Origin of the sequence: Tamaricihabitans halophyticus (assembly GCF_004340875.1) — a bacterium.
Classification (GTDB): domain Bacteria; phylum Actinomycetota; class Actinomycetes; order Mycobacteriales; family Pseudonocardiaceae; genus Tamaricihabitans; species Tamaricihabitans halophyticus.
Genome location: NZ_SLXQ01000001.1, coordinates 179843 through 206349 on the forward strand (window position 1 = coordinate 179843; position 26507 = coordinate 206349).

At 66.7% G+C, this 26507-nt stretch carries 28 protein-coding genes; 5 read left to right on the top strand and 23 right to left on the bottom strand.

The window, feature by feature from the left end:
* Window positions 1-209: 209 nt before the first annotated feature.
* On the bottom strand, window positions 210-377 hold the full coding sequence (locus tag EV191_RS00840) for a DUF3117 domain-containing protein (protein WP_132874865.1): 168 nt from the start codon (window positions 375-377) through the stop codon (window positions 210-212).
* A 202-nt stretch (window positions 378-579) separates the two neighbouring features.
* On the opposite strand from EV191_RS00840, the gene EV191_RS00845 reads away from it, so the two are divergent.
* Window positions 580-1374: an enoyl-CoA hydratase-related protein gene (locus tag EV191_RS00845; protein WP_165912863.1), complete on the top strand. Its 795-nt coding sequence runs from the start codon at window positions 580-582 to the stop codon at window positions 1372-1374.
* A 10-nt stretch (window positions 1375-1384) separates the two neighbouring features.
* On the opposite strand, the gene EV191_RS00850 is transcribed toward EV191_RS00845, so the two are convergent.
* The 6 genes from EV191_RS00850 to dapE form a co-directional block, all read right to left on the bottom strand.
* Complete coding sequence (locus EV191_RS00850; RefSeq protein ID WP_279388399.1) at window positions 1385-1954, bottom strand: DNA-3-methyladenine glycosylase I; 570 nt, start codon at window positions 1952-1954, stop codon at window positions 1385-1387.
* Complete coding sequence (locus EV191_RS00855; RefSeq protein ID WP_132874867.1) at window positions 1951-2259, bottom strand: DivIVA domain-containing protein; 309 nt, start codon at window positions 2257-2259, stop codon at window positions 1951-1953. Before EV191_RS00855 ends, EV191_RS00850 begins: the two co-directional genes overlap by 4 nt.
* Window positions 2260-2302: 43 nt before the next feature.
* Window positions 2303-3235: a glucosyl-3-phosphoglycerate synthase gene (locus EV191_RS00860; RefSeq protein WP_132876052.1), complete on the bottom strand. Its 933-nt coding sequence runs from the start codon at window positions 3233-3235 to the stop codon at window positions 2303-2305.
* Window positions 3236-3240: 5 nt separating this feature from the next.
* A complete protein-coding gene (locus tag EV191_RS00865; RefSeq protein WP_132874868.1) occupies window positions 3241-3831 on the bottom strand; it encodes an LOG family protein in 591 nt (196 codons plus the stop codon).
* Window position 3832: 1 nt separating this feature from the next.
* A complete protein-coding gene (locus tag EV191_RS00870) occupies window positions 3833-4615 on the bottom strand; it encodes an LOG family protein (protein ID WP_424565417.1) in 783 nt (260 codons plus the stop codon).
* Between the two features lie 122 nt (window positions 4616-4737).
* Complete coding sequence (gene dapE / locus EV191_RS00875) at window positions 4738-5814, bottom strand: succinyl-diaminopimelate desuccinylase (protein WP_132874870.1); 1077 nt, start codon at window positions 5812-5814, stop codon at window positions 4738-4740.
* Between the two features lie 58 nt (window positions 5815-5872).
* Between dapE and dapD the strand changes: the two genes are divergently transcribed.
* Together dapD and EV191_RS00885 are read left to right on the top strand one after the other, a co-directional pair.
* A complete protein-coding gene (gene dapD / locus EV191_RS00880) occupies window positions 5873-6877 on the top strand; it encodes a 2,3,4,5-tetrahydropyridine-2,6-dicarboxylate N-succinyltransferase (RefSeq protein ID WP_132874871.1) in 1005 nt (334 codons plus the stop codon).
* 32 nt (window positions 6878-6909) lie between these two features.
* On the top strand, window positions 6910-7884 hold the full coding sequence (locus tag EV191_RS00885; RefSeq protein WP_132874872.1) for a CHAD domain-containing protein: 975 nt from the start codon (window positions 6910-6912) through the stop codon (window positions 7882-7884).
* A 41-nt stretch (window positions 7885-7925) separates the two neighbouring features.
* Here the strand turns inward: EV191_RS00885 and dapC are convergent, their stop codons facing one another.
* The gene (gene dapC / locus EV191_RS00890; protein ID WP_132874873.1) at window positions 7926-9026 is read right to left on the bottom strand and encodes a succinyldiaminopimelate transaminase; all 1101 of its coding nucleotides are present in this window, start codon (window positions 9024-9026) and stop codon (window positions 7926-7928) included.
* Complete coding sequence (gene fdxA, locus EV191_RS00895; RefSeq protein ID WP_132874874.1) at window positions 9023-9343, bottom strand: ferredoxin; 321 nt, start codon at window positions 9341-9343, stop codon at window positions 9023-9025. The genes dapC and fdxA overlap by 4 nt, the downstream gene beginning before the upstream one ends.
* Window positions 9344-9483: 140 nt before the next feature.
* Between fdxA and EV191_RS00900 the strand changes: the two genes are divergently transcribed.
* Window positions 9484-10224 (top strand): GNAT family N-acetyltransferase, encoded by a 741-nt coding sequence (locus tag EV191_RS00900; protein WP_132874875.1) that lies wholly within the window; start codon window positions 9484-9486, stop codon window positions 10222-10224.
* Window positions 10225-10268: 44 nt separating this feature from the next.
* On the opposite strand, the gene EV191_RS00905 is transcribed toward EV191_RS00900, so the two are convergent.
* From EV191_RS00905 to EV191_RS00955, 11 genes are all read right to left on the bottom strand, one after another.
* Complete coding sequence (locus EV191_RS00905) at window positions 10269-10475, bottom strand: hypothetical protein (RefSeq protein ID WP_132874876.1); 207 nt, start codon at window positions 10473-10475, stop codon at window positions 10269-10271.
* A 46-nt stretch (window positions 10476-10521) separates the two neighbouring features.
* Complete coding sequence (locus tag EV191_RS00910; RefSeq protein ID WP_132874877.1) at window positions 10522-10947, bottom strand: hypothetical protein; 426 nt, start codon at window positions 10945-10947, stop codon at window positions 10522-10524.
* Complete coding sequence (gene mshB / locus EV191_RS00915) at window positions 10944-11810, bottom strand: N-acetyl-1-D-myo-inositol-2-amino-2-deoxy-alpha-D-glucopyranoside deacetylase (protein ID WP_132874878.1); 867 nt, start codon at window positions 11808-11810, stop codon at window positions 10944-10946. The genes EV191_RS00910 and mshB overlap by 4 nt, the downstream gene beginning before the upstream one ends.
* Window positions 11811-11864: 54 nt before the next feature.
* Window positions 11865-12899 (bottom strand): ABC transporter ATP-binding protein, encoded by a 1035-nt coding sequence (locus EV191_RS00920; protein ID WP_243658676.1) that lies wholly within the window; start codon window positions 12897-12899, stop codon window positions 11865-11867.
* Window positions 12896-14014: an ABC transporter ATP-binding protein gene (locus EV191_RS00925; RefSeq protein ID WP_424565418.1), complete on the bottom strand. Its 1119-nt coding sequence runs from the start codon at window positions 14012-14014 to the stop codon at window positions 12896-12898. Before EV191_RS00925 ends, EV191_RS00920 begins: the two co-directional genes overlap by 4 nt.
* Complete coding sequence (locus EV191_RS00930; RefSeq protein WP_132874879.1) at window positions 14014-14961, bottom strand: ABC transporter permease; 948 nt, start codon at window positions 14959-14961, stop codon at window positions 14014-14016. Before EV191_RS00930 ends, EV191_RS00925 begins: the two co-directional genes overlap by 1 nt.
* Window positions 14954-15952, bottom strand: a complete 999-nt coding sequence (locus EV191_RS00935; protein ID WP_243658677.1) for an ABC transporter permease — start codon at window positions 15950-15952, stop codon at window positions 14954-14956. The genes EV191_RS00930 and EV191_RS00935 overlap by 8 nt, the downstream gene beginning before the upstream one ends.
* A 263-nt stretch (window positions 15953-16215) precedes the next feature.
* The gene (locus tag EV191_RS00940; RefSeq protein WP_341539587.1) at window positions 16216-17970 is read right to left on the bottom strand and encodes an ABC transporter family substrate-binding protein; all 1755 of its coding nucleotides are present in this window, start codon (window positions 17968-17970) and stop codon (window positions 16216-16218) included.
* Between the two features lie 231 nt (window positions 17971-18201).
* Entirely contained in the window at window positions 18202-19959 is a 1758-nt protein-coding gene (locus tag EV191_RS00945) for an ABC transporter family substrate-binding protein (RefSeq protein ID WP_132874881.1), read from the bottom strand.
* Window positions 19960-20158: 199 nt separating this feature from the next.
* Window positions 20159-22063, bottom strand: coding sequence for a translational GTPase TypA (typA, locus tag EV191_RS00950; RefSeq protein WP_132874882.1), 1905 nt, complete (start codon window positions 22061-22063; stop codon window positions 20159-20161).
* Between the two features lie 192 nt (window positions 22064-22255).
* The gene (locus EV191_RS00955) at window positions 22256-22564 is read right to left on the bottom strand and encodes a YciI family protein (RefSeq protein WP_132874883.1); all 309 of its coding nucleotides are present in this window, start codon (window positions 22562-22564) and stop codon (window positions 22256-22258) included.
* A 215-nt stretch (window positions 22565-22779) separates the two neighbouring features.
* Between EV191_RS00955 and trpS the strand changes: the two genes are divergently transcribed.
* On the top strand, window positions 22780-23778 hold the full coding sequence (gene trpS, locus EV191_RS00960; protein WP_132874884.1) for a tryptophan--tRNA ligase: 999 nt from the start codon (window positions 22780-22782) through the stop codon (window positions 23776-23778).
* Here trpS and EV191_RS00965 read toward each other — a convergent pair.
* The 3 genes from EV191_RS00965 to EV191_RS00975 form a co-directional block, all read right to left on the bottom strand.
* Window positions 23755-24279 carry a (deoxy)nucleoside triphosphate pyrophosphohydrolase gene (locus EV191_RS00965; protein ID WP_132874885.1) on the bottom strand — a complete coding sequence of 175 codons (525 nt, stop codon included), beginning with the start codon at window positions 24277-24279 and terminating at the stop codon, window positions 23755-23757. The genes trpS and EV191_RS00965 overlap by 24 nt on opposite strands.
* A 78-nt stretch (window positions 24280-24357) precedes the next feature.
* Entirely contained in the window at window positions 24358-25707 is a 1350-nt protein-coding gene (locus EV191_RS00970; protein ID WP_132874886.1) for an ATP-binding protein, read from the bottom strand.
* Window positions 25707-26444, bottom strand: coding sequence for a response regulator transcription factor (locus tag EV191_RS00975; protein ID WP_165912774.1), 738 nt, complete (start codon window positions 26442-26444; stop codon window positions 25707-25709). Before EV191_RS00975 ends, EV191_RS00970 begins: the two co-directional genes overlap by 1 nt.
* Window positions 26445-26507: the final 63 nt, after the last annotated feature.

The following is a 26507-nucleotide window of genomic DNA, read 5'->3' on the forward strand; positions in this document are numbered from 1 at the left end:
TGAGGTGGCGCTGGTTGCCTTCGCTGGTTTGCTTGCCCCTGCTTCGCTGGCTTCAGTTGTGCTGGCCTGACTACCGGCCACTGGCGAGACCTCCGTGCGAATTCCGTGCGAATATCGCGCGACCCCGGCTGCCACGCTGTTGCACAACCGGGGTCCACCCGTTTCCGAGAACGCACGTCACCGAGCTGCGGTGATCATGCGCAAGACTGTCAGCTCCCGGTGGTTTTCAGTGCCTCAGCCAGTGCACTGGCTTCCTCGGAGGACATCTCGACCACGAGCCGCCCTCCCCCCTCGAGTGGTACGCGCATCACGATGCCCCGCCCCTCTTTCGTCACCTCGAGGGGACCGTCACCGGTCCGGGGCTTCATGGCCGCCATAGCGTGCTCCCTCCGTCATAACTGCGCACCCGGCTCAAGCGACAATCACCGGGTTGCCGTCCATTCTCCCCTATCCGGGTCGAACTGCGAAAACGGACCGATCTTTTCGTGTCGTGATCGCCTCGATCCGGTTGGTAAGCGGCCGGAAATAGTGCCAGACTTTACGCTGCCGAGCTGGGTTTTGATCATTCACGGCGGGAGGATCGCCTTGTCCGATTGTTTGGTTGTCGAGGACAACGCCGGGGTGCGCACGCTGACCATGCACCGCCCGGAGGCGTACAACTCACTGACCGTCGAATTGAAGGAAGCGCTGCGCGATGCGCTGGCCGACACCGCCGCCGATGCCGCGATACGCGCGGTGGTGCTGACCGGCTCCGGCAAGGCCTTCTGTGCCGGGCAGGACCTCAAGGAACATATCGGGCTACTCAACGCCGGCGATCCGGCACCATTCGAGACCGTGCGGCGGCACTACAGCCCGATCGTGCAAACGCTGGCACGGATGGACAAACCGGTGATCGCGGCGGTGAACGGCACCGCCGCGGGTGCCGGCGCCGCCTTTGCCTACGCCGCCGACCTGCGGATCGCGGCGGAATCGGCGAAGTTCCTGATGGCCTTCGCCAATGTTGGGCTCGGTCCGGACTCCGGGGCCAGCTGGACACTGCAGCGGCTGGTCGGCTTCGGTAAGGCCATGGAGCTGATGCTGCTCGCGAAGCCGGTCGATGCGGCCGCAGCCGCCGAACTCGGACTGGTCAACCAGGTGGTGGCCGACGAGGAGGTGCTTGGCACGGCACAGGAACTGGCCGCGCGGCTGGCCGCCGGCCCGACCGCGGCCTACGCCAAGATCAAACAGACCCTGCATGGCGCGGCCGACGCGGAGCTGGATGAGGCGCTGGAACTGGAAGCACAGGCACAGGCCGCGCTCGGCCGCACGGCTGATCACGCCGAAGCGGTGGACGCCTTCGTGGCCAAACGCGCGGCCCAGTTCACCGGCAGCTGAGTGATCACGATCAACCCGCGGACGGGTCAGCCCGCCAGCAGTCGACGATATGGTCGTCCACCATCCCGGTCGCCTGCATCAGCGCGTAGCAGGTGGTCGGGCCGACGAAGGCGAACCCACGGCGCTTGAGTTCCTTGGCCATGGCGCGCGATTCCGGCGTCACCGCGGGCACGTCGGCCAGACTGCGCGGCCGTTGCCTTGCCGTCGCGTCCGGCGCGAACGACCACAGCAACTCGTCCAGCGGTCGATCCAGCTCGGCGACGGCCCGCGCGTTCCGGATCGTCGCGGCGATCTTCGCACGATTGCGCACGATCCCGGTGTTACCGAGCAGCCGGTGGACATCGTCCTCGTCAAACTCGGCTACCCGCGCGGGATCGAAGCCAGCGAAAGCCTCCCGAAAAGCCGCTCGCTTGCGCAGGATCACCAACCAGGACAGTCCGGACTGGAAGGACTCCAGGCACACCCGCTCGAACATGGCGGAGGCACCGTGCAACGGGTAGCCCCATTCGCGGTCGTGGTAGTCCATGTAGTCCTCGGCCGACGTGCTCCACCCGCAGCGCACCAGGCCGTCCTCGGTCACGACGACTCCTGCTTAGCCATCCGCGCCTCGAGCTCGGCGACCCTGCCGCGCAGCTCGTCCAGTTCACCGGCAGCTTTCCGCATTACCCAGTCCACTTCGGACATCTTGTAACCGCGTAGCGTCAGTTGAAACCGCACGGCGCGTAGGTCATCACCAGACACATCGGACGGCGGAAGAGTGGTCGGCGAGGTGCCCGGTTGCAGCGGCTCCAGTTCCTCGCCCCGACCGAACAATACGGACGCGAGCAGGAACACCACGGCCGCGATCAGGACCATGACGACGAGGTAGATCAGCGCGGTGCTCACCCGTCGATCCTGACACGGACCCCCGACGGATGCCCATGCCGGCTCAACCAGCGCGCTCGGCGAGCACCGTACGCATCGGCGGCCGCTCGCCCGTCTCGACGGCAACCACATCCGGCAGCCATTCGCCGGACACCTGGACGAACTGGGTCAACGCCGGATCGGCATCGACCGGCACGCCACACCGCCGCAGTGCGGTATTCAGGATCTGCCCCGCCATCGCCCCCAGCTGGGTGAGCGAGCGGTGCCGATGTTTGCGCACGCCGAGGTTCACCTGCGCCAACCCGGCCAGCCCCGAGCGCGCGTAGACGTCGAGCAGCAAACCGATCTCCACCCCGTACCCGGTGGCATACGGCACGGACTCGAGGAACTCCCGCCGGCCGGCGTACTCTCCGCCAAGCGGCTGAATCAGCCCGGCAAGCTCCGGCCGCAGCGCGGCGAGCAGCGGCCTGGCAAGCAATTCGGTCACCCGACCACCACCGGTGCCCTGCTCGACCGTCTCCAGCCGCAGCGGGCGCCGGTAGAACCCCTTCACCAGCTGCACGGCCGGCTCGGTGAGCAGCGGGCCGAGCAACGCGGGCACGAACCCTGGATCCGGGTCGACCAGATCCGAATCCAGGTACACGATCAACTCACCGGAGGTCGCGGCGAGGGCCCGCCACAGTACTTCGCCCTTGCCGGCGACCGGTTCGAGTTCGGCAAGCACCTCGGTGCGGCGCACCACCCGCGCGCCGGCTGCAGCCGCTACCCTGACGGTGTCATCGGTCGAGCCGGAATCCAGCACCACCAACTCATCGACAAGCGAGCCGAGCAGCGGCCGAACACTGGCCACCACCTCACCGACGGTGTGCTCCTCGTTCAACGCGGGCAACACCACGCTCACCGTGCGATCCGCCTTGGCCGCCAGCAGCTCCGGCACCCGCCAGGCGGGCTCCTGCCAGGTATGCGTGGGAAACCAGGCCGCGGCGGCCGGGTGCATCGTGCTCACGAAACCCGATCTCGCGCCTCGCCAGCGCGCCATTTGCTGCCGCTCGGCGGGATGTAGTCGTGGAAGCCATCCAGCAACGCGACCGGATCGGCGTGGAAGGAGAGCATGTCCCGGTGCTCCGTGCTCAGGAACTCCTCATCGACCATGTGCTGGATCAGCTCGCGCATCGATCGGTAGTAGCCAGCCTCGTCGAGCACCCCGATCGGCTTCGTGTGCAGGCCGAGCTGGGCCCAGGTCCACATCTCGAAGAACTCCTCGAGCGTGCCGGCGCCACCTGGCAGTACCAGGAACGCGTCGCCGAGCTCGGCCATCTTCGCCTTACGCTCGTGCATATCGGCGACCACGTGCAGGGTGGTCAGTCCAGTGTGGCCGACCTCGCGATCCCACAGATCCTGCGGGATCACACCGACGACCGAGCCGCCCTCGGCCAGCGCGGCGTCCGCCACCACGCCCATCGTGCCAACGTGCCCACCGCCGTAGACCAGGGTGTCGCCGCGCTCGGCGAGCAGCCGGCCAACCCTGGCCGCCGCATCCGAGTAGCGCGCACCGCGACCGATACGCGATCCACAATAGACAGTTACGTGCATCTTAGTGTGCGTCCTCCCATGCCCGGTACGCGTCGCGTACCACCTCAACCGCATCATCTACGTCATCGGTGAGGTGCAGCAACCGCATATCGTCGGCACCGACCTTGCCCTCGCCCTGCACGGTTTCCTCGATCCAGCGGTACAGACCCTCCCAATAGGACCGTCCAAAAAGAACGACAGGGAACTTGGTCACCTTCTTCGTCTGCACCAGCGTGAGTGCTTCGAAGAGCTCGTCGAGCGTGCCGAAGCCGCCAGGCAGACAGATGAACGCCTGCGCGTACTTCACGAACATCGTCTTGCGGGTGAAGAAATAGCGGAAGTTCACCCCGAGATCGACCCAGGGATTCAGGCCCTGTTCAAACGGCAGCTCGATACCGAGCCCGATGGAAAGGCCACCAGCCTCCGAGGCACCCCGGTTCACCGCCTCCATCGCGCCCGGCCCACCGCCGGTGATCGCGGCGAATCCGGCATCGGCGAGCGCGCCGCCGATCTTGCGCCCGAGCTCGTACTCGGGATGATCGCGTTTGGTCCGCGCGGAACCGAATACGGTGACCGCGCGGGGCACCTCGGCGAGCGCGCCGAAGCCCTCGACGAACTCGGCCTGAATGCGCAGCACCCGCCACGGGTCGGTGTGTACCCAATCGGTCGGCCCGCGCGCGTCGAGTAGTCGCTGGTCCGTCGTCGTTGGCTCGACCAGCCGCGAGCGGCGCAGCGTCACCGGGCCGCGCTGGCGCTCCCTTGGATGCTCGGCGTCCTCGCCGTTGTTGTTTACCGAAATACTCACCACACCGAGCCTAATCGCGCTGTTGGGGGCGGCCCGACCTGGGAGGACTTCGCAACCGGAACGCTTTCCGCCAGCCATCGGCCGGCCATTCGGCGGATACCTCGGCCGGCAGGGCGCGGGGTTCAGCCGGCGAGAAAGGCGCGCAGCGTGCCGGCGACCGTGCGGATCTGCTCGGTTGGCACATGCTCCGCCTTGGTGTGCGCGAGCGAAGGGTCACCGGGACCGAAGTTCACCGCGGGCAGCCCGAGGCGGGCGAACCTGGCCACATCGGTCCAACCCAGTTTGGCCACCGGCTGCCCGCCGGCCGCGGTCACCAGCTCGCCGGCCGCTGGCGCGGCAAGGCCGGGCAGCGCACCCGCCGCGGCATCCACCACGGTCAGCGGGAAACCGGCGAAGACCTCCCGCAGATGTGCCTCGGCCCGCTCGATACCGCGATCCGGCGCGAACCGGTGATTCACCGTGAGCACGGCATCGTCCGGCACGACATTGCCGGCAACCCCACCGTCGATCCGCACCGCCTGCAAACCCTCGTGATAGGTGCAGCCGTCGATCTCCACCGAACGCGGGGTGTATTCGGCAAGCCGGCGCAGCGGCTCGGCGAGCGCGTGGATCGCGTTCGTGCCCATCCAGGCACGGGCGGTATGCGCGCGCTCACCCGCGGCACGCAGCTCGACCCGCATGGTGCCCTGGCAGCCCGCCTCGATCACCCCGTTGGACGGCTCGGCAACCACGGCAAGATCCCCAGCCAGCCAGTCTGGGAGCTCCCTTTCAATCCGGCCAAGCCCGTTGCGAGCGGCCTCGACCTCCTCGCAGTCGTAGAACACGAAGGTCAGGTCGTGCCGAGGCGTGGGCAGACTGGCCGCGAGATGCAGCAGTACCGCGTCGCCACCCTTCATATCGACCGTCCCGCAACCGTGCAGGACCTGGTCGGCGCCCTGCCCGGTGCGCCGGCACGGCAGGTTCTCGTTGATCGGCACGGTATCCAGATGACCGGCGAAAACCACCCTGCTCGGCCGGCCGAGCAGGGTGCGAGCCAGCACCGCGTTGCCCGACCTGCGCACTTCCAGATGCGGGGCCTGGGTACGCAGCGCCGCCTCAACCGCGTCGGCGAGCGGCTTCTCTTCGCCGGATACGCTCGGCACGTCCACCAGCGCGGCGGTCAGTTCCACGGGGTCCGCGGTCAACTCGAGAGCAGTCACGGATGGCCACGCTAACCCATTCGGCCAGCCACCGGCGGTGGCCCGCTACCGTTGCCTGGTGAGCACCGCAGAGCATCCGAACCCCGAAACGACCGGCGCCACGGGCGTCGGCCTGGCCACGGTGACCACCGACGGCACCGTGCTGGACACCTGGTTCCCGCAGCCAAAACTCATCAGCCACGAGCAGCCGGCTGCCGCCGAGACCGGCGGCAGCGTGCGGCTTTCCGCGAGCGAGACCACCGACGCCCTCGGCGCGGCGGCGGCCGACCTGCTCGGCGAGGACACCGACCGCGGCGTCGAGGTTGTCGCCGTGCGGACCACGGTCAGCTCGCTTGCCGCCGCGCCGGTGGACACCCACGACGCCTACCTGCGGCTACACCTGCTTTCCGCACGGCTGGTGCGACCACACGGGCAGAGCCTGGACGGTATCTTCGGCCATCTGTCCAATGTGGTGTGGACCAACTTTGGGCCGTGCCCGGTGGAGGGCTTCGAGGCGACTCGGCTGCGGCTGCGCTCGCGCGGCCAGGTAGCCGTCTACGGCCTGGACAAGTTCCCTCGGATGGTCGACTACGTGCTGCCGAGTGGCGTGCGGATCGCCGATGCCGACCGGGTACGGCTCGGCGCGCATCTGGCCAGTGGCACCACGGTGATGCACGAGGGCTTCGTGAACTTCAACGCCGGCACACTCGGCGCGTCCATGGTGGAGGGTCGGATCTCCGCGGGTGTGGTCGTCGGCGACGGCTCGGACGTCGGTGGTGGCGCCTCGATCATGGGCACCCTTTCCGGCGGTGGCAAGGAAGTCATCGCGATCGGGGAGCGCTGCCTGATTGGCGCGAACGCGGGCATCGGCATCTCGCTCGGCGACGACAGCGTGGTGGAGGCCGGGCTGTACGTCACCGCGGGCACCAAGGTCGCGGCGGAAGGGCGGATCGTGAAGGCACGGGAACTCTCCGGTGCCAACGGCGTGCTGTTCCGGCGCAATTCGGGCACCGGCGCGGTCGAGGTCGTCGCGCGGAGTGGGAGCGGTGTCCAGCTCAACGAGATGCTGCACGCGAACGACTGAGCCGGCCGGATCGGTGCATTACCCTCGCGTGGATGACGACGAACAGGGCTGGCACCTCGCGCGCGTTGCCGGTCGCGGCCACTGAGCTCGGCCTCACCGCCGAACCACTGGTCGCGGCCAAACGCGAGCCGCTGCACGCCCATCTGCGCGCGGCCGTCGATACGCAGCTGCGGGTACTACTCGCCCGCCAGGAAGGGCTGCGCGCCGGGGACGATCCGGAAGACGTGCACCAGCTTCGCGTCGCGGCCCGCCGGTTGCGCGCGATCCTGCGCGAGCAGGGCAACTCGCTTGGCGAGGCCGCCAGCGAGCTGCGCGCCGAACTGCGCTGGCTGGCCAGTTCCTTCGGTGAACTACGCGATCTGGATGTACTCATCGAAGGCCTCACCGAAGACGCCGCGCTGCTGCCGGAAGCCGACCAGGCGGCGTTTTTCCCGGTGTTGGAAGCCTTCCGGGCGCACCGCAAAGAAGCTCGTAAGCTGGCCATGCGTACCTTGCGCACCGCGCGGTACCGCAAACTGCTGCAACGCCTCGCGGATGCCGTTCTGACCGAGGAGCCGGCGGCAGCCGCACGGCCGGCCACGAGCGCGGTTGGCCAGGCGGCTGGGCCGAAGCAACTGATCAGCCGGCCATACCGGAAGATGCGCAAGGATGTCGCCAGGGCCAGCGATCCACCGACCGATGCGGAACTGCACGAGCTGCGGATTCGCGGCAAGCGGTTGCGCTATTCCGCCGAGTTCAGCGCCCCGCGCGGCGCGAAGCAGACCGATCGCACCAAGCAGCTGATCAAAGCGACCAAGCGGCTACAAACCGTACTCGGCACCCATAATGATCTGGTGATCGCCGAAGAGCGACTACGCGAGCTACTCGGCGCGGAGTCACTGGACACCGAGGCGATCCTGGCCGCGGGCCGACTACTGGAACGCCGGTCCGTCCAGATCGAGGACTGCCGGCTGCGCTGGCGCAAGGAATGGGCGGTGGTGGACAAACACGCCCGCGCCCTGCTCTGATCGCGCGCTGCTCTGCTTGCTCGCTGTTGTTGCCGCCCCGGTCAGGCAACCAGCCGGCGGGCTGCCGCCGCGATCCGCTCATCGCTCGCGGTGAGCGCGACACGCAGATGCGCGCCGCCACGCGGGCCGTAGAAGGTGCCTGGCGCGACCAGAATCCCGCGCTCGGCGAACCAGGACAGCTCAGCCCAGGCATCCCGCCCTCTGGTCACCCAGAGGTAGAGCCCAGCCTCGGAGTGATCCACCCGGAACCCGGCCGATTCCAGCGCGGCGCGTAGTACCGTCCTGCGCGCCGCGTAGCGCTCCCGCTGCACGGCAAGCACCTGGTCGTCGGCGAGCGCGACGGTCATCGCTTCTTGTACCGGCCGGGGCACGATCATTCCGGCGTGCTTGCGCACCGCCAGCAGTCGCTCCACGACGGCTGGATCGCCGGTGACGAAACCCGCCCGGTAACTGGCCAGATTCGCGGTCTTGGACAGCGAGTGGACCGCGAGAATGCCGTCCAGCCGGCCACCGTGCACCTCGGGATGTAGCACCGAAACAGGTTCGGCGTCCCAGCCGAGGTCCAGGTAGCACTCATCCGAAACGACCAGTGCACCGCGCTCGCGCGCCCAGTCCACCGCCTTACGCAGATGCTCGACCGGCAGTACCGCACCGGTCGGGTTGGACGGCGAGTTGAGCCAGAGGATCGCCGGTGTGGCCGGTCCCAGCGCGGTGAGCCCATCCGCCCGCACGCTCTCCGCGCCGGCCAGCCGGGCACCGGCGTCATAGGTCGGGTAGGCGAGTTCGGGCAGCACCACGAGATCCCCCGCGCCGACCCCGAGCAGGGTGGGCAGCCAGGCCACGAATTCCTTCGAGCCGATCGTGGGCAGCACCGTTTCCGGCGCGATATCGACCACCCCGTGCCGGCGACGCAAAGCCGCTACGGCCGCTTCCCGCAATTCGGGCGTGCCGTGCGTGGTCGGGTACCCCGGGATCTCGGCAACCGATCGCAAAGCCTGCTGAATCGATTCTGGAACCGGGTCAACGGGAGTGCCGACCGACAGGTCAACGGGCCCGTCGGGATGGGCACGGGCGGTCGCGGCAGGCTCAGCGAGCGAATCCCACGGAAAGCTTGGCAACCGCCCGTATGGGCCCGTGGTCACTCCGCCTGCGGGGGCAGGTCTTTGATCCACTGCGGATCATCCGCGACCTTGCCGACCTTGGAGGCACCACCCGGCGAGCCAAGCTGATCGAAGTAGTCGACGTTCGCCTGCGTGTACGCGGACCACTGGTCGGGGACATCGTCCTCGTAGTAGATGGCCTCCACGGGGCAGACGGGCTCGCAGGCACCGCAGTCGACGCACTCGTCGGGGTGGATGTACAGCATCCGCTCGCCCTCGTAAATGCAGTCGACCGGGCACTCATCGATGCATGCCTTGTCGAGCACGTCGATGCAGGGCTCGGCGATCACATAGGTCACTGCGCTCTGCTCCTCACTTTGTCTGGCCGCGCGCCTGAGGCTACGCGGGCGCCTTCATTATCCCTCGCTCAGGCAGGCCTAACCCCAGCGGAACGGACGTAGCTCACACATCGGTTGGCAAACCAGGCAGGATGTAGGTAATGGACGAGAACCTGCAACTCGAACACGAATGTGCGGATGCCTGGCCGGCGCTGGTGGAACGCCCGCTCGGCGAATGGCGCATGCGGGCCGCCGATGGCTTCACTGGCAGGGCAAACAGCACGCTCGCTGCTGGTGACCCCGGTATGCCGGTCGAGGACGCTCTTGACGAGGTCATCGCGTTCGCGGTCGATCACGGGATCACGCCGGCCACCCAGGTGGTGCGTGGCACGGAAACCGAGCAAGCGATCGAAAAAGCCGAGTGGGTGGTGAACGTCGACCATCCGGCTGGGGCCGAGGTCGCGGTGCTGACCAGCGGAATCGAGACCTTTGCCGAGCCGGAGGCCGCGGAGGGCGTATCGGTCGATCCAATGCCGAGCGCCCAATGGTGGCAGCTGGCCGCAGGGGCGCCGGAGCCAAGCAGGGCCCAGCGCCAGGTACTCGGCACCGGACGCAATCTCGGTTTCGGTTCCGCCTGGCGAGACGGCCAGGTGGTGGCCGCGGTTCGCGGTGCCGTGGTGGGCGATCTGCTGCATATCGCCAGCCTGTCGGTGCTGCCCGAGTACCGCCGAGACGGTATCGCGACGAACCTGCTCGGCTCGCTCGGCCAGTGGGCGACCGAACGTGGCGCGACGCGCTGCGCGGCACAGGTAGCCGTGCACAACACGCCAGCGCTGGAACTGTGGCAGACACTCGGATGTGCCGAACATCACCGCTACCGCTACTGGAAACCCGGCAACTAGAACCTCGCTAACCTTAAAGAACGCGGTTACGGGGTGTGGCTGGGTCAGCGCTGGCGGCGGTCGTCCTGGGTTCGACGGTCTCCGGTGATCCGGATCCGCGGGGCCGCCGTGCCCTCGGCGCCGTCCGCGGTGCTTTCGGTGTCTTCGGCACCACTCGCCTCGGTGCCACTCGCCCGCGCCTGGTTGAACATGGTGGTGATCTCCTCCACCAGCTCTTCCTTATGCCGGTCATCCTTACGCGCGATGCTCATTCGCGTACTCCCGTCGGTAGCCGATCGCTGCCCTCACTGTGCCTGATCAACGCGCCGAAGGCATCCGCGCCGCCTGCTGTCCCGGACTGCCGAGACCGCGACCGAGCGCCCCGCCAAGCACGATCGCGCTCGGTAGCGCGCCACAGGCGAGCAGCAACAGCGTGCGCCAGTCCGGAATGAGCAGGTTGTCCCCACCTGGCCCGAACACGCCGAAGATGAGTAGCACGACGAACCAGACGAATAGTGGCGCGCCGGCGATCGATGCCTTCGCCCCGACCCGCGCTGCCTGGGAAACCAGCAACGGCGTCGTAACCAGCGCGAGCACCGCGGAAATCGGGAACGGCGCCCCACCAAGGTCCGGCAGTACGGTGCCGTCCAGCCGCAACGGTAGATAGAACAGTTCGACGATCGCGAGTAGCGCGGCGTCCACGCACAGGATGGCAAGCAGCGCGCGGCGCTCTCCTACGGTCACCGCGCGCCCGCCGTTGCCGAGCCGTCCAGCCCGCCGAACAGATCGGTTTCCGCACCCTCGGCCGGACCGCTGGCCAGCACGTAGTACTCCGCGTCCACGATCGGCTGGGCCAGTTGGTTGGACAGCGCGTAGCAGCGTCCCTGCGCCGAATCCCAGACGTTGACCTGTGTCGCATGCGCGTGCAGCGCGCGGAGTTTGGCCGGCAGCACCTCGGCGATCTGAACCACCGTGGTGATCTCGGCGTCCTCGGTCACCGAAAGTTCGCTCAGCGCGGGCACTCGGTACGGCACCTCAGGCGTGGCGGCGAGCTGGGCAAGGCCACGTTCGGTCGCGCCCTTGGAAAGCACCCCGTAAAAGACCCTGGCGATATCGGCGTTGCCTTCCGCGGCAGCCATGGTGACCTCATGCGCGCGGATGTGATCGGGGTGCCCATAGCCACCGAAGGAGTCGTAGCCGATCACGACCTGCGGCCGCACCTCGGCGAAGATCTCGGCAAGCTGGCCGGCCTGCTCGGCAAGGTCTCCCGCGACGAACGCCCTCGGATGTTCGGCCGAGGCGGTGCCAGCCATCCCGGAGTCCCGCCACCTGCCGATGCCACCGAGAAACCGGTGCTCCGCGACGCCGAGCGCGGCACAGGCCGCGCGTAGCTCGCCAACGCGGTAACCGCCGAGCTGATCACCCGCCCAGGCGCCAAGCTGCCCGAGCTCGGGCTGGATGATCTCGCCTTCCTCGCCGAGCGTGCAGGTGACGACGGTGACCTGAACGCCTGCGGCGGCGTAGCTGGCGATGGTGCCGCCAGTCCACAGGCTCTCGTCGTCCGGATGCGCGTGTACCAGCAGTAGCCGTAGCGGGTCCGTGGACATCACTCCCACACCATAAGGAATGGGGCCGGCGCCGTGCGCGCCAACCCCAGATCCTCAGGACGCGAGCTCTTCGGGGAAATGGCAGGCCGAGTACGTGCTGCCGTGCTGCACGAGCGGCGGTTCCTCGGCCGCGCAGATATCCTGCGCTTTCCAGCAGCGGGTGCGAAACCGGCAGCCGGATGGCGGATTCGTCGGGCTGGGGACATCGCCGGCCAGCACGATCCGATCCCGCTGCCGTTCCCGTTCCAGTTTCGGATCCGGCACCGGAACCGCGGAAAGCAACGCCTGGGTGTACGGATGCGTCGGCCTGTTGTAGATGTCGTCGCGCCCGCCAACCTCGACGATCTTGCCGAGGTACATCACCGCCACCCGATCGGAAATATGCCGCACGACGGACAGGTCGTGCGCCACGAACAGGTAGGCGATCCCGCGTTCCTCCTGTAGTTCCTCGAGCAGGTTCACCACCCCCGCCTGCACCGAAACATCCAAAGCAGACACCGGCTCATCGAGCACGATGGCCTTGGGACGCAAGGACAGTGCGCGTGCGATACCGATTCGCTGCCGCTGCCCACCGGAGAACTCGTGCGGGTACCTGTTGCGGTGCTCGGGATTCAGTCCGACCAGTTCCATCAGGTCATTGACCTGTTCCCGGATACTGGCATCCGAACCACTCGCCGTCGCGCCGTGAATATTCAGCGGTTCAGCGATGATGTCATTCACTGGCCACTTTGGATTCAACGAAGCGTACGGGTCCTGGAACACGATCTGCAGATCCCGCCGAACCGGGCGCATTTCCGGTGCGCTCAACCCGGTGAGCTCGCGGCCCTGGAATCGGACCGACCCGGAGGTCGGCTTGTGCAGCTGGAGAATGGCCCGCCCGGTCGTGGACTTGCCGCAGCCGGATTCGCCAACAAGGCCAAGGGTTTCCCCTTGCCGCAGGCTCAAGCTGACGCCGGAGACCGCCTGCACCTTGCCCACCGTGCGCGGGATGACCCCGCCGCCGCGTACCGGAAACTCCTTGACCAGGTCGGTGACTTCGAGCAAGGGCCCGTCGTCCTGCTGGTGCTCGTTCATCGCGACTGTGCTCATTGAATCGTGCTCTCCCCGGCCGCGGCTGGCTCATCCACCACGCCGAGCTGTTTGGTCTGGAACAACTGATGCGGATCGGTGATCTCGACGAGCTTCTCCCAGTGAACACACCGAGCGAAATGGTCACCCGTATCGGTGCTGACCAGTTCCGGTTCACCGTCCTCGCAGGCATCGCTGGCCAGCGGGCAGCGCGGCGCGAAGGTACAGCCAGAAGGCAGGTGCAGCAGGGAAAGCGGGGCACCGCTGATCGGCGTGAGTTTCTCCCCGAGCTGGTTCGGGTTCGGCACCGAACCCAGAAGCCCCAGGGTGTAGGGCATCCGCGGCTGTTCGAATACCTGGTCCACGCCGCCGGCTTCGACCACCGTCCCGCCGTACATCACCTGCACCCGGTCGACCATGCCGGCGACCACGCCGAGGTCGTGGGTGATCATGATGATCGCCGCACCGGTCTCGTCCCTGATCCGCAGCAAGGTATCCAGAATCTGTGCCTGCACTGTGACATCCAGCGCGGTGGTCGGCTCATCCGCGATGATCAGTTGCGGATCGTTGATGATGGACATCGCGATGATCGCGCGCTGACGCATCCCGCCGGAGAACTCGTGCGGGAACTGTTTCGCCCGCTGGTCCGGCTGCGGGATGCCGACGAGTTCCAGCGCCTCCACGGCTTTGGCCCACGCGGCCTGCTTGCGGACCGAGTGATGCGCCCGGTAGGCCTCGGCCAGCTGCCAGCCCACGGTGAATACCGGGTTCAACGAGGTCATCGGATCCTGGAAGATCATCGCGATCTCGTTGTTCCGGTAGGGCTGGAACTGCTTGTAGGTCAACCCAACAAGTTCGTCGCCCGCGTAGTTGATCGAGCCATCGACCTTCGCGTTCTTCGGCAACAGCCCCATGATCGCCATCGAGGACACCGACTTACCCGAGCCGGACTCCCCGACGACACCAAGGACCTCACCGCGCCGCAGGTCGAAGGAGACCCCGCGGACCGCGTTCACCACGCCATCGTCGGTGGGAAAGCGCACGGACAGATCCCGCACGCTCAACAGCGTCTCACCGGACCGTGCCGCCGGCTCGGCATCGAAATCAAAGGTTTCGGTTTCCATCGCGCCAGTCATTACGCACGCACCTTCGTCTGCCTCGGATCGAACGCGTCCCGTAGCCCGTCACCAATGAAGTTGATCGTCAGCGAGATCAACACGATGGTCACGAATGGCGCGAAGAACAGCCATGGCCGGGTGCTCAACTGGGCGTAGGTCTCATTGATGATCAGCCCGAGTGAGGTGTCCGGCGCCTGCACGCCGAGCCCAAGGAAGGAAAGCGCCGCCTCGACCAGCACCGCCTGGGCGATGACCAGCGTGGCGTTCACGGTGATACTGCCGATCATGTTCGGCACCAGATGCCGGAAGATCACCCGCGAAGTGGTCGCGCCACTTGCCCGCGCAGCCTCGATGAACTCCCTTTCGGACAGTGAAAGCGTCTCTCCTCGGGTGATCCTGGCGATCTGCATCCAGAAGAACACCGCGAGCACGACCGCGACAACCCACCAGGAGCCCTGTGCCGACTTCACCAGGATCGCGGCAACCGCGATCTGCGGGATGATCAGCATCAGATCGGCAAGGCGCATCACCAGTCCGTCGGTGAAACCCTTCAGGTATCCGGCGAGCGCGCCGAGCGTCACCCCAATCGCGGTTGCCCCGATCGCCACGACAAACGCGATAAGCAGGGACAGCTGGGTACCCCGGAGCAGCTGGGCGACCATGTCCCTGCCGAGCTGGTCGGTACCCAGCGGGTGATCAGTGCCGGGCGGCAGATAACCGGCCGCGTCCGTGTTGCCGTACTGGTGCGGCCAGAACAGCGGCAGGAACACCGCGACGAGCACGATCAGCAGCAGCACACTGGCGCTGATCATGGCAAGGCGGTGCCGGAGGAACCGGCGCAGGACGGTCTGGGCCTGCGTTCGCGCCTTGACGGTGTCGAACTCTTGGTGCTGGCTCGGGTCGCCACCCGCACCCGTGGTGGCAGCCGCGACATCGGATCGCGGCGGCGTCGGTAGGTCAGCCAATTCGAATCCTCGGGTCCAGGAAGCCGTAAACCAGGTCGGCGATCAGGTTGAACACCACAACCAGTACCGCCACGATCATCAGCCAACCCATCAGCATGTCCGGGTCGTACTGACGTACCGAGCGGACCAGCAGATCGCCCATGCCCTTCCAGCCGAACACCGTCTCGGTGACGATCGCGCCGGCAAAAATCGAACCGAAGTTCAGCGCGAACAGCGTGGTGACCGGAATCAGCGCGTTCCGGTAGGCGTGCCGGAAGATCACGCGGCTTGACGAAAGCCCCTTCGCCCGCGCGGTACGCACGTAGTCCGAGTTCAGCGTCTCCAGCATCGAGGAGCGCTGGAACCGGCTGTAGGCGGCGAAGCTGATCAGCATGATGGACAGCGTCGGCAGTATGAAGGTGCCGGTGTACCTGGCGATGATCTCTCCGAGGCTGCCGCTGAAGCCGCCTTCGGGCGGGCCCGCCGTGGTCAACCACCGGTCCAGGCCGATATCGACAAGGAAGTTGTTGAACTGGATGCCGTAGGTCTTCAGCACGATCGCGACGCAGAAGATCGGCATCGAGAACATCAGGAACGCGGCACTGGTCGCGATGTAGTCGAAGATCGAGTACTGCCGGACCGCGGCGAGTACGCCGATGGCCATACCCAGGACGATCGCGAGAATTTCCGCGCCGAGCACCAGCCGGAAGGTGGTCCAGAAGGCGTCGGTAACGACGGTGAACACGTCGGCTCGGGCCTGCCCGAGCGCGACGCTGAAGCCCCAGTCCCCCTGGAAGAACCCCATTAACCAGTCCCAGTAGCGGACCAGCACCGGCTTGTCCAAGCCAAGGGATGCCGCGGCGTTCTGAATGGTCTCTTCGGTAACTCCTGGCTGCGAGCGCAGCTCGCCGAGCGGATCGCCGGAAAGCGCCACCATCAGGTAGACGGCCAGCGTGCCGACGATCAGCACGGGGATCGATATCAGCAGCCGGCGAATGGCGTATCGAATCACGTAGTGCTCCTCATTGGGCCCGGCAACCCCGGATCAGGGCTGCCGGCGGTCGACCGTGGCGGGGTACGCCCGGTTCCCAACGTCGGTCCGCGACCGGGCTGGGTTGCTGAGCTGGTGGCTGCGCCCCAGCCCGCACGGACTGTTGTTCCCCGCGAAGCCATGCGCGAAAAGGTAACGTGTCGCGCACGGCTGGCAACTCGTGGGCCATTAACTACTTCGATTGAAGTAAAGTCAATGACCCACGAGCCGCGGCTGTCACATCGTTATTCGGTCTTCTCCCACTCGCCGACGTTCCACAGGCTGCCGTAGTACGACTGGTAGAACACTCGGTCGATGCCCTGGAAGGCCCACATGTCCGGGGACTGGAACAGCGGCAGCGTGTAGTAGTTCTCCGCCAGCGCCTTGTCCGCCTGCTGGTAGAACGGCGTGGCGTCGGCCGGGTCGGTCTGCGTTACCGCCTTCTGGAAGGCCTCGTCGACCTTCTTGTCGGAGAACTCACTCCAGTTCTGCCCGCCACCGGTCTCGTAGATCGACTTCTGGCTGGCCTTGAACGGCTCCTGCACCCAGCCGAACAGCGCGACGTCGTAGTCACCCTCGCTCACCCTGGTGTCCAGGAAGTTCGGGTCCTGATCGTCGGTGATCTTCATGCCAGCGTCCTTGCACTGGTTCATGATCAGTTCGACGGTCTGCTTACGGCGCGGGATGTCCGTGTGGCTGATCCGGAACTCCAGCTTCTCGCCGTCCTTGGCGAAGACGCCGTCGCCGCCCTTCTTCCACCCGGCGTCCTGCAGGGTCTTGGTCGCCTTCTGGGCGTCACCCATGGACTTGTCCGAGTAGTTGTCCTTGAAGCCATCCTCGCTTGGATAGAAGACGATGCTGTTCAGCGGTTCGGCTTCCTCATCGACCGGCTTGATCAGCTTCTCCACGATCTCATCGCGGTCCACGCACTCGAAGAAGGCCTGCCGGACCGCGTCGTCCTGGAAGATCGGGTTCGCGTAGTTCAGGTCCAGGTGCTCGTAACCGAGCGAAGGCTTCGACCCGTAGGTCATCCCCTGCGCTTCCAGGCCCTGCAGCCGCTGGGCCGCATCGGCATCCGGCTGGGTGGACGAGACCACGTCCAACTCGCGGTTCTCCAGCGCCTGCGCCTGGGCGGTGGCGTTCGGAATCGACCGCAGCGTGATCTTCTTCGGCCCCGGCGTGTTCCCGACCCATTCGGGGTTGCGCACCATGGTGACCGACTGGTTCTGCTGCCAGCTTTCGATCATGTACGGCCCGGAGCCCGGCATCTTCTCCTTGTCGAAGCCGTTCCACTCCTTGTTCCAGAAGTCCGAAACCTTGGTCAGCACATCGGCCGAGGAGTTCTCGTCCACCTTGGTGATGTCGTCGACGTTGGTGTTCTTCTCCAGGATGTGCGCGGGCAGCACGTCCATCGAGACGCCGAACATCGCCTTGTAGTCCACGTACGGCGTGTCGAAGGTGGCCTTGCCGGTCAGGTCATCCTCGCAGGTGAACTCCTTGACCTGCTCGTAGCCGTTGGTCGCCGCCGCAAGGAAGTAGGTGCCGCCGTTGCCCTTCTTCGCCTTACCGTTCTGCGCCAGGTAGGTGAGGTAGAAGTCGTCGCAGTCCCAGGCCTCGCCATCGGACCACTTCACGCCGTCCTTGATCTTCCAGGTCACCTCCATCGGGTCCTCGTTGGTGAGCTCGACGGACTCCATCACATCCTTGTTCAGGAGGACCTCGTTGTTGCCGTTCAGCGTGTAGGCACTCGCCAACGTGGTGACCAGCGCGGCCGAGTTGTACGCATTGTTCGCATCGGCCGTCGAATTGTTGTAGGCCGTGAACGGATTGTCCGTCGAGACGGTGACCTCTTCGGTTTCCGGGATATTGGCGGGCAGGGAGTAGTTTTCGCCCTGCTGCCCTTTGCCGACCGCCATGTCCTTGACGTCGCCACTTGCACCGTCTCCGCCTTCACCGTTGCCGCCGCAGGCACCGAGCACGAGTGCCGTGCCTAGCGCCATCGCAACAGCGGAGACTTTTCTGGATCTCCTCATCGGTATGTGCCCTCCTAGCACCGGGGTCCAACCCCACGCACAGATATGGGTCGGAGCCTATGTCACGCCGAGCCCAACGGCAGGCGTTATGCGGGAAAACTAGGAACACAATCCAAGCTGGTCACCGGTAAGGGAAAGATCGTGACCAAAGGGTGACTCGCGACCATACTTTCTCACCCATTCAATGGGCCGATTGCGTCAGCCGGACGTCCTTCGCCAGGTCGTTGCCCCTGCGAACGGTCCATCGAGCGGCGGCCCCGGATCGACTTCCGATACATCCGGCCGGACGGCGAGATTATCCGCCAATTGGAAGAGTGGAATCACCACCGACTGCCGCCATAGCCGCGGTTCCACCCTGGCGAGCACTTCGGCGAGCGGCAGCCGCCCGGTCAGCGCGGCGCTGATGGACGGTTGCAACTCGGGATCGCAGAACGCGGCGGCGTTTGCCGGCGGCGCATCCGGCGCGGCATCCGAATCATCACTACGCGCGATCGCTCGACAACCGAAGGTCTGGGCGAGCACGCTCGCCGGATCGCCCCCTCTGCCTTGCGGGCCAACCACGATATTTGGGCCAGGTGCGGTGGTTTCGGTCTGCTCCTCCAGCGGGACACTCGGCGTATTCAACTGATCACCGTAGAGCGCGCGGGGGTCCGGGGACCGCAGCGTCACGTCGATACCGGCCGTACTCAACTGATCACGCAGTTCCTCCGCAACGCTGGTATATGGCGCCACGCCTTCGGGCGCGGCAATCGTCAGCCGGAGCGGATCGCCTTCATCGTCCAACCAGGACTCGCCGTCCCACTGATAACCAGCTTCGGTGAGCAACCGGCGCGCGCGGTCGTTGTCCTGGCTGGCCGCGGGCACGTCGCCGGGCATGGTGGCCCGGTAGCCGGGGCTCGACGGCGCCCGGACCAGCGAATCAGCCCGCAGCTTCGCGCTGGGGCCGCCATCGGCCCCAGCCTCGATCAACGCGTTGCGGTCAAGCAGCGAAGCGATAGCGGAACGCACCCGCTCGTCGGTGAACACCTCGCCGATCGGACGCAGCAGAACGCTGGCGACCGTGGGCTGCGGAACGTCGAACAACTCGATGCCATCACCAAGCGCGGCGAGTTCACCCTTGCCCTCGGAATCGGTACCCACCAGGGCAAGCTGATCGTTCCCGCTGCCGAGGGCGCTGACGATGCCGGACTGATCCGCCCGGCGGAGGACGAGCTGATCGACCATGGCCGGCTGTTCCCAGTAACGCTCGTTACGTTCCAGGATGATCTCGCCACGCGCCGCATCCAGCGACTTGATCGCGAATGGTCCGCCGTAGGCGGGGAAACTCTCGGCGAGCGCGGCCGACCAGCCGCCGGGGGCATCCTTGAGTAGGTGCGCGGGTAACAGGCTCTGGAACAGCGTCCGCCAGCCCGGGTAGGGCTCGGCAAAGGTGACCTCGACCCGCTTCCCACCGTCGGTGGACGAGATATCGGTGATCAACTGGTAGCCGGTTGGTTCCACGACCCCTGGCGAATTACGCATCTGCTGCCAGAGATACACAAAGTCTTCCGCCGCGATCGGCGCCGAGTCCGACCAGGACGCGTCGCCACGCACCTGATAGGTCACCGTGAACGGATCGGCGTTGGTCACCTCGGCCCAGCGCATCACGGTGCGGTCCAGTTCGGGACTGCCGTCGGCCGCCGACCGGAACACCGAGGGCAGCAGCAACTGGGCGAGCGCGGTGGTGACAGTGGACTGATCGGCGAGGTTATGCGGGTTGTAACCGCCCGCGACACTGCTGACGCCCACGGTGAGTTGCCGCGCCGGTTCGGTCGGTGTGCTGGACGCGACGGTGCTCGGCGAACTGACCAGCGGGGGCGGGGGCGTATTCGTGCAGCCGACAAGCAGTACGGCCAGGACCAGCGCACCGCATAACGCGATCGGTCTCGTCTGGAGCCAGCCACCCCTTGCCCGCACGCGGTCAACCTCCGTATTACCAATGAGACCGCCAGGTGAGCCGGCTGGTTGATGCGCGGTCACCTACACGTATCAGTTACGTTCGGTCGGCTTGGTAGCTACCGGCACAAATAGGTCGGCTACGAGGTTCCCATAAGCCGACCAGTCAGCCGGCAGCGGGCACCGCGAGACCATCCCGGCAACGCGACCGATTCGCTAATCAGCCCTGGTCACGCAGCTTGTTCCGGTTGCGCTCCTTGGCCCTGGCGTGACTGTCCAGATGGATCTTGCGTACCCGGATCGCCGCGGGGCCAACCTCAACGCATTCGTCCAGCGCGCAGAACTCGAGCGCTTCCTCCAGTCCCAGCTTGCGCGGGCGGGCCAGCCGCTCCAGCTCGTCCCCTGTGGACGAGCGCATGTTGGTGAGCTTCTTTTCCTTGCAGACGTTGATGTCCAGGTCCTCGGCGCGCGGGTTCTCGCCGACCACCATGCCTTCGTAGACCTCCGCGCCCGGTTCGACGAAGAAGGTGCCGCGTTCGGCGAGCTGCAACATCGCGTAGCTGGTCACCGCGCCGGAGCGATCCGCGACCAGCGAACCGCTCTGCCTGGTGCGGATCTCGCCGGCCCAGGGGAAGTAGCCCTCGAACACGTGGTTGGCGATACCACCGCCGCGAGTCTCGGTGAGGAACTCGGTGCGGAAGCCGATCAGTCCCCGCGCCGGGATCACGTAGTTCAGCTTGATCCGGCCACTGCCGTGGCCGGACATGTCCTCCATCCGCCCCTTGCGGCCGGCGAGTAGCTGGGTAACCGAGCCGAGGTGTTCTTCCGGCGCGTCGATGGTGAGCCGTTCGAACGGCTCACAGAGTTTGCCGTCGATGGTCCTGGTGACCACCTGCGGTTTGCCGACGGTGAGTTCGAAGCCTTCCCTGCGCATGGTCTCCACCAGGATCGCGAGGGCCAGCTCGCCACGCCCCTGCACCTCCCAGGTGTCCGGCCGCTCGGTGGGCACGACGCGAATGCTCACGTTGCCGATCAATTCGGCGTCCAGCCGGGACTTCAGCAGGCGCGCGGTGAGTTTGTCGCCGCCGTTGCGGCCGGCCTGCGGCGAGGTGTTCACGCCGAAGGTCATCGAGATCGCCGGCTGATCCACGGTGATCCGCGGCAGTGGCTGCGGATCTTCCGGGTCGGCCAGGGTATCGCCGATGGTGATGTCCGGAATACCGGCGATCGCCACCAGATCGCCGGCGCTTGCCTGCTCGGCCGGCACTCGCTGCAACGCCTCGGTGATCAGCAGTTCGGTCAACCGCACGTTCTGGGTAGTGCCGTCTTCCCTGCACCAGGCGACAGTCTGGCCTTTGCGCAGTGTGCCGGCGTGAATCCGGCACAGCGCGATCCTGCCGAGATAGCTGGACGCGTCCAGGTTGGTGACCAGTGCGCGCAGCGGTGCCTCGGCGTCGACGCTCGGCGGCGGAACGTGGCTCAGCAGCGTGGCAAAGAGCTGGTCCAGGTTCGGCGCGTCCGGCAGTTCGCCATCGGCCGGTGCGGTCAACGAAGCCCGGCCGTCCCGCGCCGCGGCGTAGATCACCGGTAGATCGAGCACCGCGTCCAGGTCTTCCAGGTCCAGATCGCTCGCCAGATCGAGCAGCAGGTCGTGGGTTTCCGAGACGACCTCGGCGATCCGCGCGTCCGACCGGTCCACCTTGTTCACCACGAGCACCACGGGGAGATTCGCGGCAAGTGCCTTGCGAAGCACGAAGCGCGTCTGTGGCAACGGTCCTTCGCTCGCGTCCACAAGCAACAGCACACCGTCCACCATGGACAGTCCACGTTCCACCTCGCCGCCGAAGTCGGCGTGGCCGGGAGTGTCGATCACGTTGATCACGACCGGCCCATCGGCCGTCTCCCTGCGGACCGCGGTGTTTTTCGCGAGAATCGTGATGCCCTTCTCGCGTTCGAGGTCACCCGAATCCATCACGCGATCGACCGGTTCGGTGCGCGCGCTGAAGGCGCCGGACTGCCGCAGCATGGCATCGACCAAGGTGGTCTTACCGTGGTCTACGTGCGCGACGATGGCGACATTGCGCAGGTCGGTTCTGGTCGTGGTGACCGTGGCGGATGCGGGCACGCGGAAACTCCCCTGAGGTAACAGCGAATGGGCGGCGCGCCGCGAGCCGTGTAGCAAATGCGCAGCGCACAAACACCTCTAGGATAGCTGGCCATCCGCTGTGAGCAGGGTCACGCCAGAGGTCTGGTGCGGTATCCGGTGCCCCGCCCCTGGCGAATCGCCGAGGGACGGGGCCGCGATGAAGGCGGGTTGTCAGTGCGGCGCGGGGATGCGCGCCTCGTTGAAACTGGCTAATTCGTGTGCGGTGCGGGTCGCGTCAAAACCGATTACCTCGTGCCGGGCGAGGTGCTGTAGGGCGAACGGATCCGTGGCGAGGACCGCGTCCAACTTCCCACGTGACATCTGACACGTGAGGATTACGTCTCCGTTGTGGGTTTCCCGACGGCCAGAAGCGAGGAACAGACCGGCCCCGTACTGCTTGGCGAGCCACTCGGCATGGTCAGGCAGTGCGAAATCGACCTCCTGCAGCGGCGCTGTGTAGGTGATCACGACTACGTACATCCCTCGAAGGTAACTCCGTGCCCCCGGTTCACACGATGGCCGAGCCGGCTATATCGTGAGTCCTGATGAAATCTTTGCAGTGTCGAAACAGTGCATGGTGGGCCGCCAACCGGCGGCCGTGACACTGCGCGTTCACTACATACAACGCAGGCCGCCCCATCGGGCGGCCTTTTTTGTTTGCGCGCACGGTGGGTTGGCCGGAAATCGGAGTTTTGATGAACGACCGGCCCTCGGCACACCCAACGGGCGTAACCCGGCTGTCCGGGATCACCCCTTCGGGCCAGGTGCAGCTTGGTAACTACCTCGGCGCGATTCGACGGTGGGCGCGGGATAACACGAGTGGCGATCTGTACTTCGTTTCCGATCTGCACGCGATGACCGTTCCGCATAACCCGGCAAAGCTCAGGGCATTGACCCGGCAACAACTGGCGGTACTTGTCGCCGCCGGCCTCCCGACCGAAGCACTGTTCGTCCAATCCGATCTGGTGCGCGAACTCGGTGCACTGACCTGGTTGCTGGAATGCACCTGTAGTTACGGCGAAGCGTCCCGGATGACCCAGTTCAAGGAGAAATCCAACAGCAGCACCGGGTTCCGGCTCGGCCTGCTCACCTATCCGGTGTTGATGGCCGCGGATATCCTCGCCCAGGGCGCAACCGAGGTGCCGGTCGGCGATGACCAGCGACAGCATGTGGAACTCGCCCGCGCGCTGGCACGGCGATTCAACGGAGCCTACGGCGAGGTCTTCGTGATACCGGAAGCCACGCTGCCACCGAACGGCGCGCGGATCCGCGATCTCGCGGAGCCAAGCCGCAAGATGTCCAAGTCCGCGGCGGACACCTCCGGAATCCTCTCCGTGCTCGATTCGCCGGATTTGTTGCGCCGCAAGATATCTCGCGCGGTTACTGACAATATGTCCAGAGTGGAATACCGGCCGGACGAGCAGCGGGGCGTGGCCAACCTGCTGGATATTCTGGCTGCCTGCACGGGCACCTGCGCGACCGATGCGGCGCGCGATATCGAGTCCTATGCCGAGTTGAAGGGCGCGGTCGCCGACGCGGTGGTGGAAACGCTGCGCCCGGTACGCGAGCGCACCGAGGAAATCCTCGCCGACCCAGCCGAACTGGACCGGCTCCGGGCCGCGGGCGCGGAACGTGCCCGGCAGCGCTGCGCGCACCGGCTGAACTCGGCGCTACGCCTTGCCGGCGTCGGCTGAAGCCCGCAATGCGGGCAACAGCACGAGGTCGGCGTCCAACCAGGACACGTCGTCGAGTTGGGCTGGCGAGAGCCAGCGCAGCGCGCGGTGTTCCCTGGCGCGCGGCTCGGCATGCGGATCGACGAGTGCGGCGTGGTACACCCGCAACAGCGAACCGCTCGGCAGCAGCACGTCGACACCCAGCTCGGCGCCGACGATAACGTCGACGCCGAGCTCCTCGTGACATTCCCTGCGCAGAGCGGCGCCATCGGTTTCGCCCGGCTCGACCCGGCCGCCTGGCAGTTCCCAGCGGCCGGCGTCGCGCGCGGGGAAGGCACGTTGCTGGGCGAGCAGTTCACCCGCGCGCCAGATCGCCGCGCCAACCACGACATCCGCCCGGGCGAGGCGATCGGCCGTAGCCTTGGGCAGTTCGGCAAGCTTGCCCTGCTCGGCGGCGCACAGCGCGGCGAGCACCACGCTCGGTGTCGCATCGACGGGCACGGTGGGGCGGGCTGTCGGCATCGGCCCATCATGCCCGATCCGTCGCCGTCCACTCGCTAACCTTCAAGAACGCGGTAACGGACCGTGACCGCAAGATGCCTAAAGACCGCGGTCGGCGGCGGCGCGCCAGACGACCTGGATGCGCGCGCCGCCTTCCGGCGATTCGGTCAGCCCGACCCGCCCTCCCCTGCGCCGCACGACCTCAGCCACCAGCGCAAGCCCGAGCCCGGATCCACCGGAACTGCGCGCCCGGTCATCGGCCACCCGGTAGAACCGATCGAAGACCCGCTCGCGGTGCTCCGGCGGCACGCCGGGCCCGTCGTCATCAACCACGAGCCGCACCCGAGAACCCACGGTGAGCACCGATACCTCGATCTGCGCCCGCGCGTACCGCCCCGCGTTGCGCAGCAGATTGTCCAGCACCAGCTCGACCTCGGCGTGTGTGGCGTGTGCCCAGTTCCGCTGACCGGTATCGGTGCACAACACGGTCGGCGAATCGGCCGGCAGCCGCGCGATCGCATCCCTGACCAGCGTGCTCAGTTCCACCGGCTCGGCCGGCGGCAGTTCACCGGCATCCGAACGGGCCAATGCGAGCAGGCCATCCAGCAGGCCGGACAGCCGCTGCGACTCGGTCACGACCTCGGTAAGCACCTCATGGGCAAGCTCCGGGTCCGGGTGTGCCACCGCGACCTCCGCCTGCGCGCGAATCGAGGTCACCGGCGAGCGCAGCTCGTGCGCCGCGTCCCCGGTGAACCGGCGCAGCCGCGCGGTTGCTTCGTCCCTGCGTGCGAGTAACCCGTTCAACGCGCCGGCAAGGGCGCGCAGTTCATCGTGCGCGGCCGGCAACGGCAACCGCTCGCCCGCCGGCAGCCGGCCAGCGGCCAGGCGCATCCGTTCCACCGGCCGAAGCGTCAGCCGTACCGTCAACCAGGTCACCAACCCGGCGAACGCCGCGCCAAGCACCGCGCCGCCAAGTAGCCACTGCTGTGCGGATCGTTGCCCTTGTGCCTGCCCGAGCAGGTTTGTCCCGGCGACCACCAGCCGCTGCGCGCCGTCCGGAGCGCTGACCACCTCGCCCAGCCAGCGCCGCTGCGAAGCCGATTCGCCGGGAACATCGCGGGTGACCGCGGTTCCGGCCTTGAGCTCGGCGATATCGCCAGCGGCCAGCTGTACCGGCGAACCGCCATCGGTTGGCGCGCCGGATATATCCAGCACCCGGAGCTGAATGTCCACATTCGTCAATTTCGCCGCGCCGGCCCGCACCTGGTCGGCACCCGCAGCCAGCTGCTCGGCGAGGCCCTCATCGGTTGATCGGGTGAGCAGCGGACCGAGCAGCGTCCCCGCCAGCAACGCCAAGCCAAGCAGCGCGGCCAGGGTGGCCGTGGTAGCCAGCGCGGTGATCCGAAACGGCAAGGTCCGCCGCAACCACCAGCGACCGAAGGGACGCATCAGCTTGTGCCACCGCCGTCGGCGATGAGCTCGGTAGGCCCAGCGGGGCTCGCGGTGGCCAGGTACCCGTGCCCGCGCACGGTGCGCACCAATGAGCCAACGCCCGCGGCGACCAGCTTGCGCCGCAGGTAGCCAACGTAGACCTCGACGACGTTGCGCGTGGCCGCCTGCTCGTCACCCCAGACCGCGCGCAGCAGATCGTCTTTGGTCACCACCGAATCCGCGCGGCGCACCAGTACGTCGAGCACCGCGTATTCCCGGGGGCTGAGCTCCACTTCCCGTGTGCCGCACCAGACCTTGCGGGTGCCCCTGTCGATCTCCAGCTCGCCGAGCCGCAGCCGACCGCGCTCGCCCTCGTGTTCTGCTCGCCGCAACACCGCGCGTAGCTGCGCGACCAGCACCACGAAGGAGAACGGTTTCACCAGGTAACCGTCCGCGCCAAGGTCCAGCCCGTCGGCCTGGTCGATCTCCCCGTCCTTGGCGGAGACCAGCAGCACCGGGGTACTCACCCCGTCGGCGCGCAGCTGCTCGAGCACGCGGTACCCGGATAGCCCCGGCAACATGATGTCCAGCAGTACGGCATCGAACGAACCGGTTCGGGCCAGCCGAAGCGCCGTCGGCCCGTCCTCGGCCGTCACCACTTCCATCCCCTCGGCCTGCAGGCCACGGCGCAACGCCTTGCACACCCCGGGTTCGTCGTCGACTACCAGCACTCGTGGTTTCACGTGTCCCAGCATGCCCCGAACCGGACGTTCGCGGCGGGATGTTCTCAGTTAACTCTCAGCATGCCGGCGGCGTCT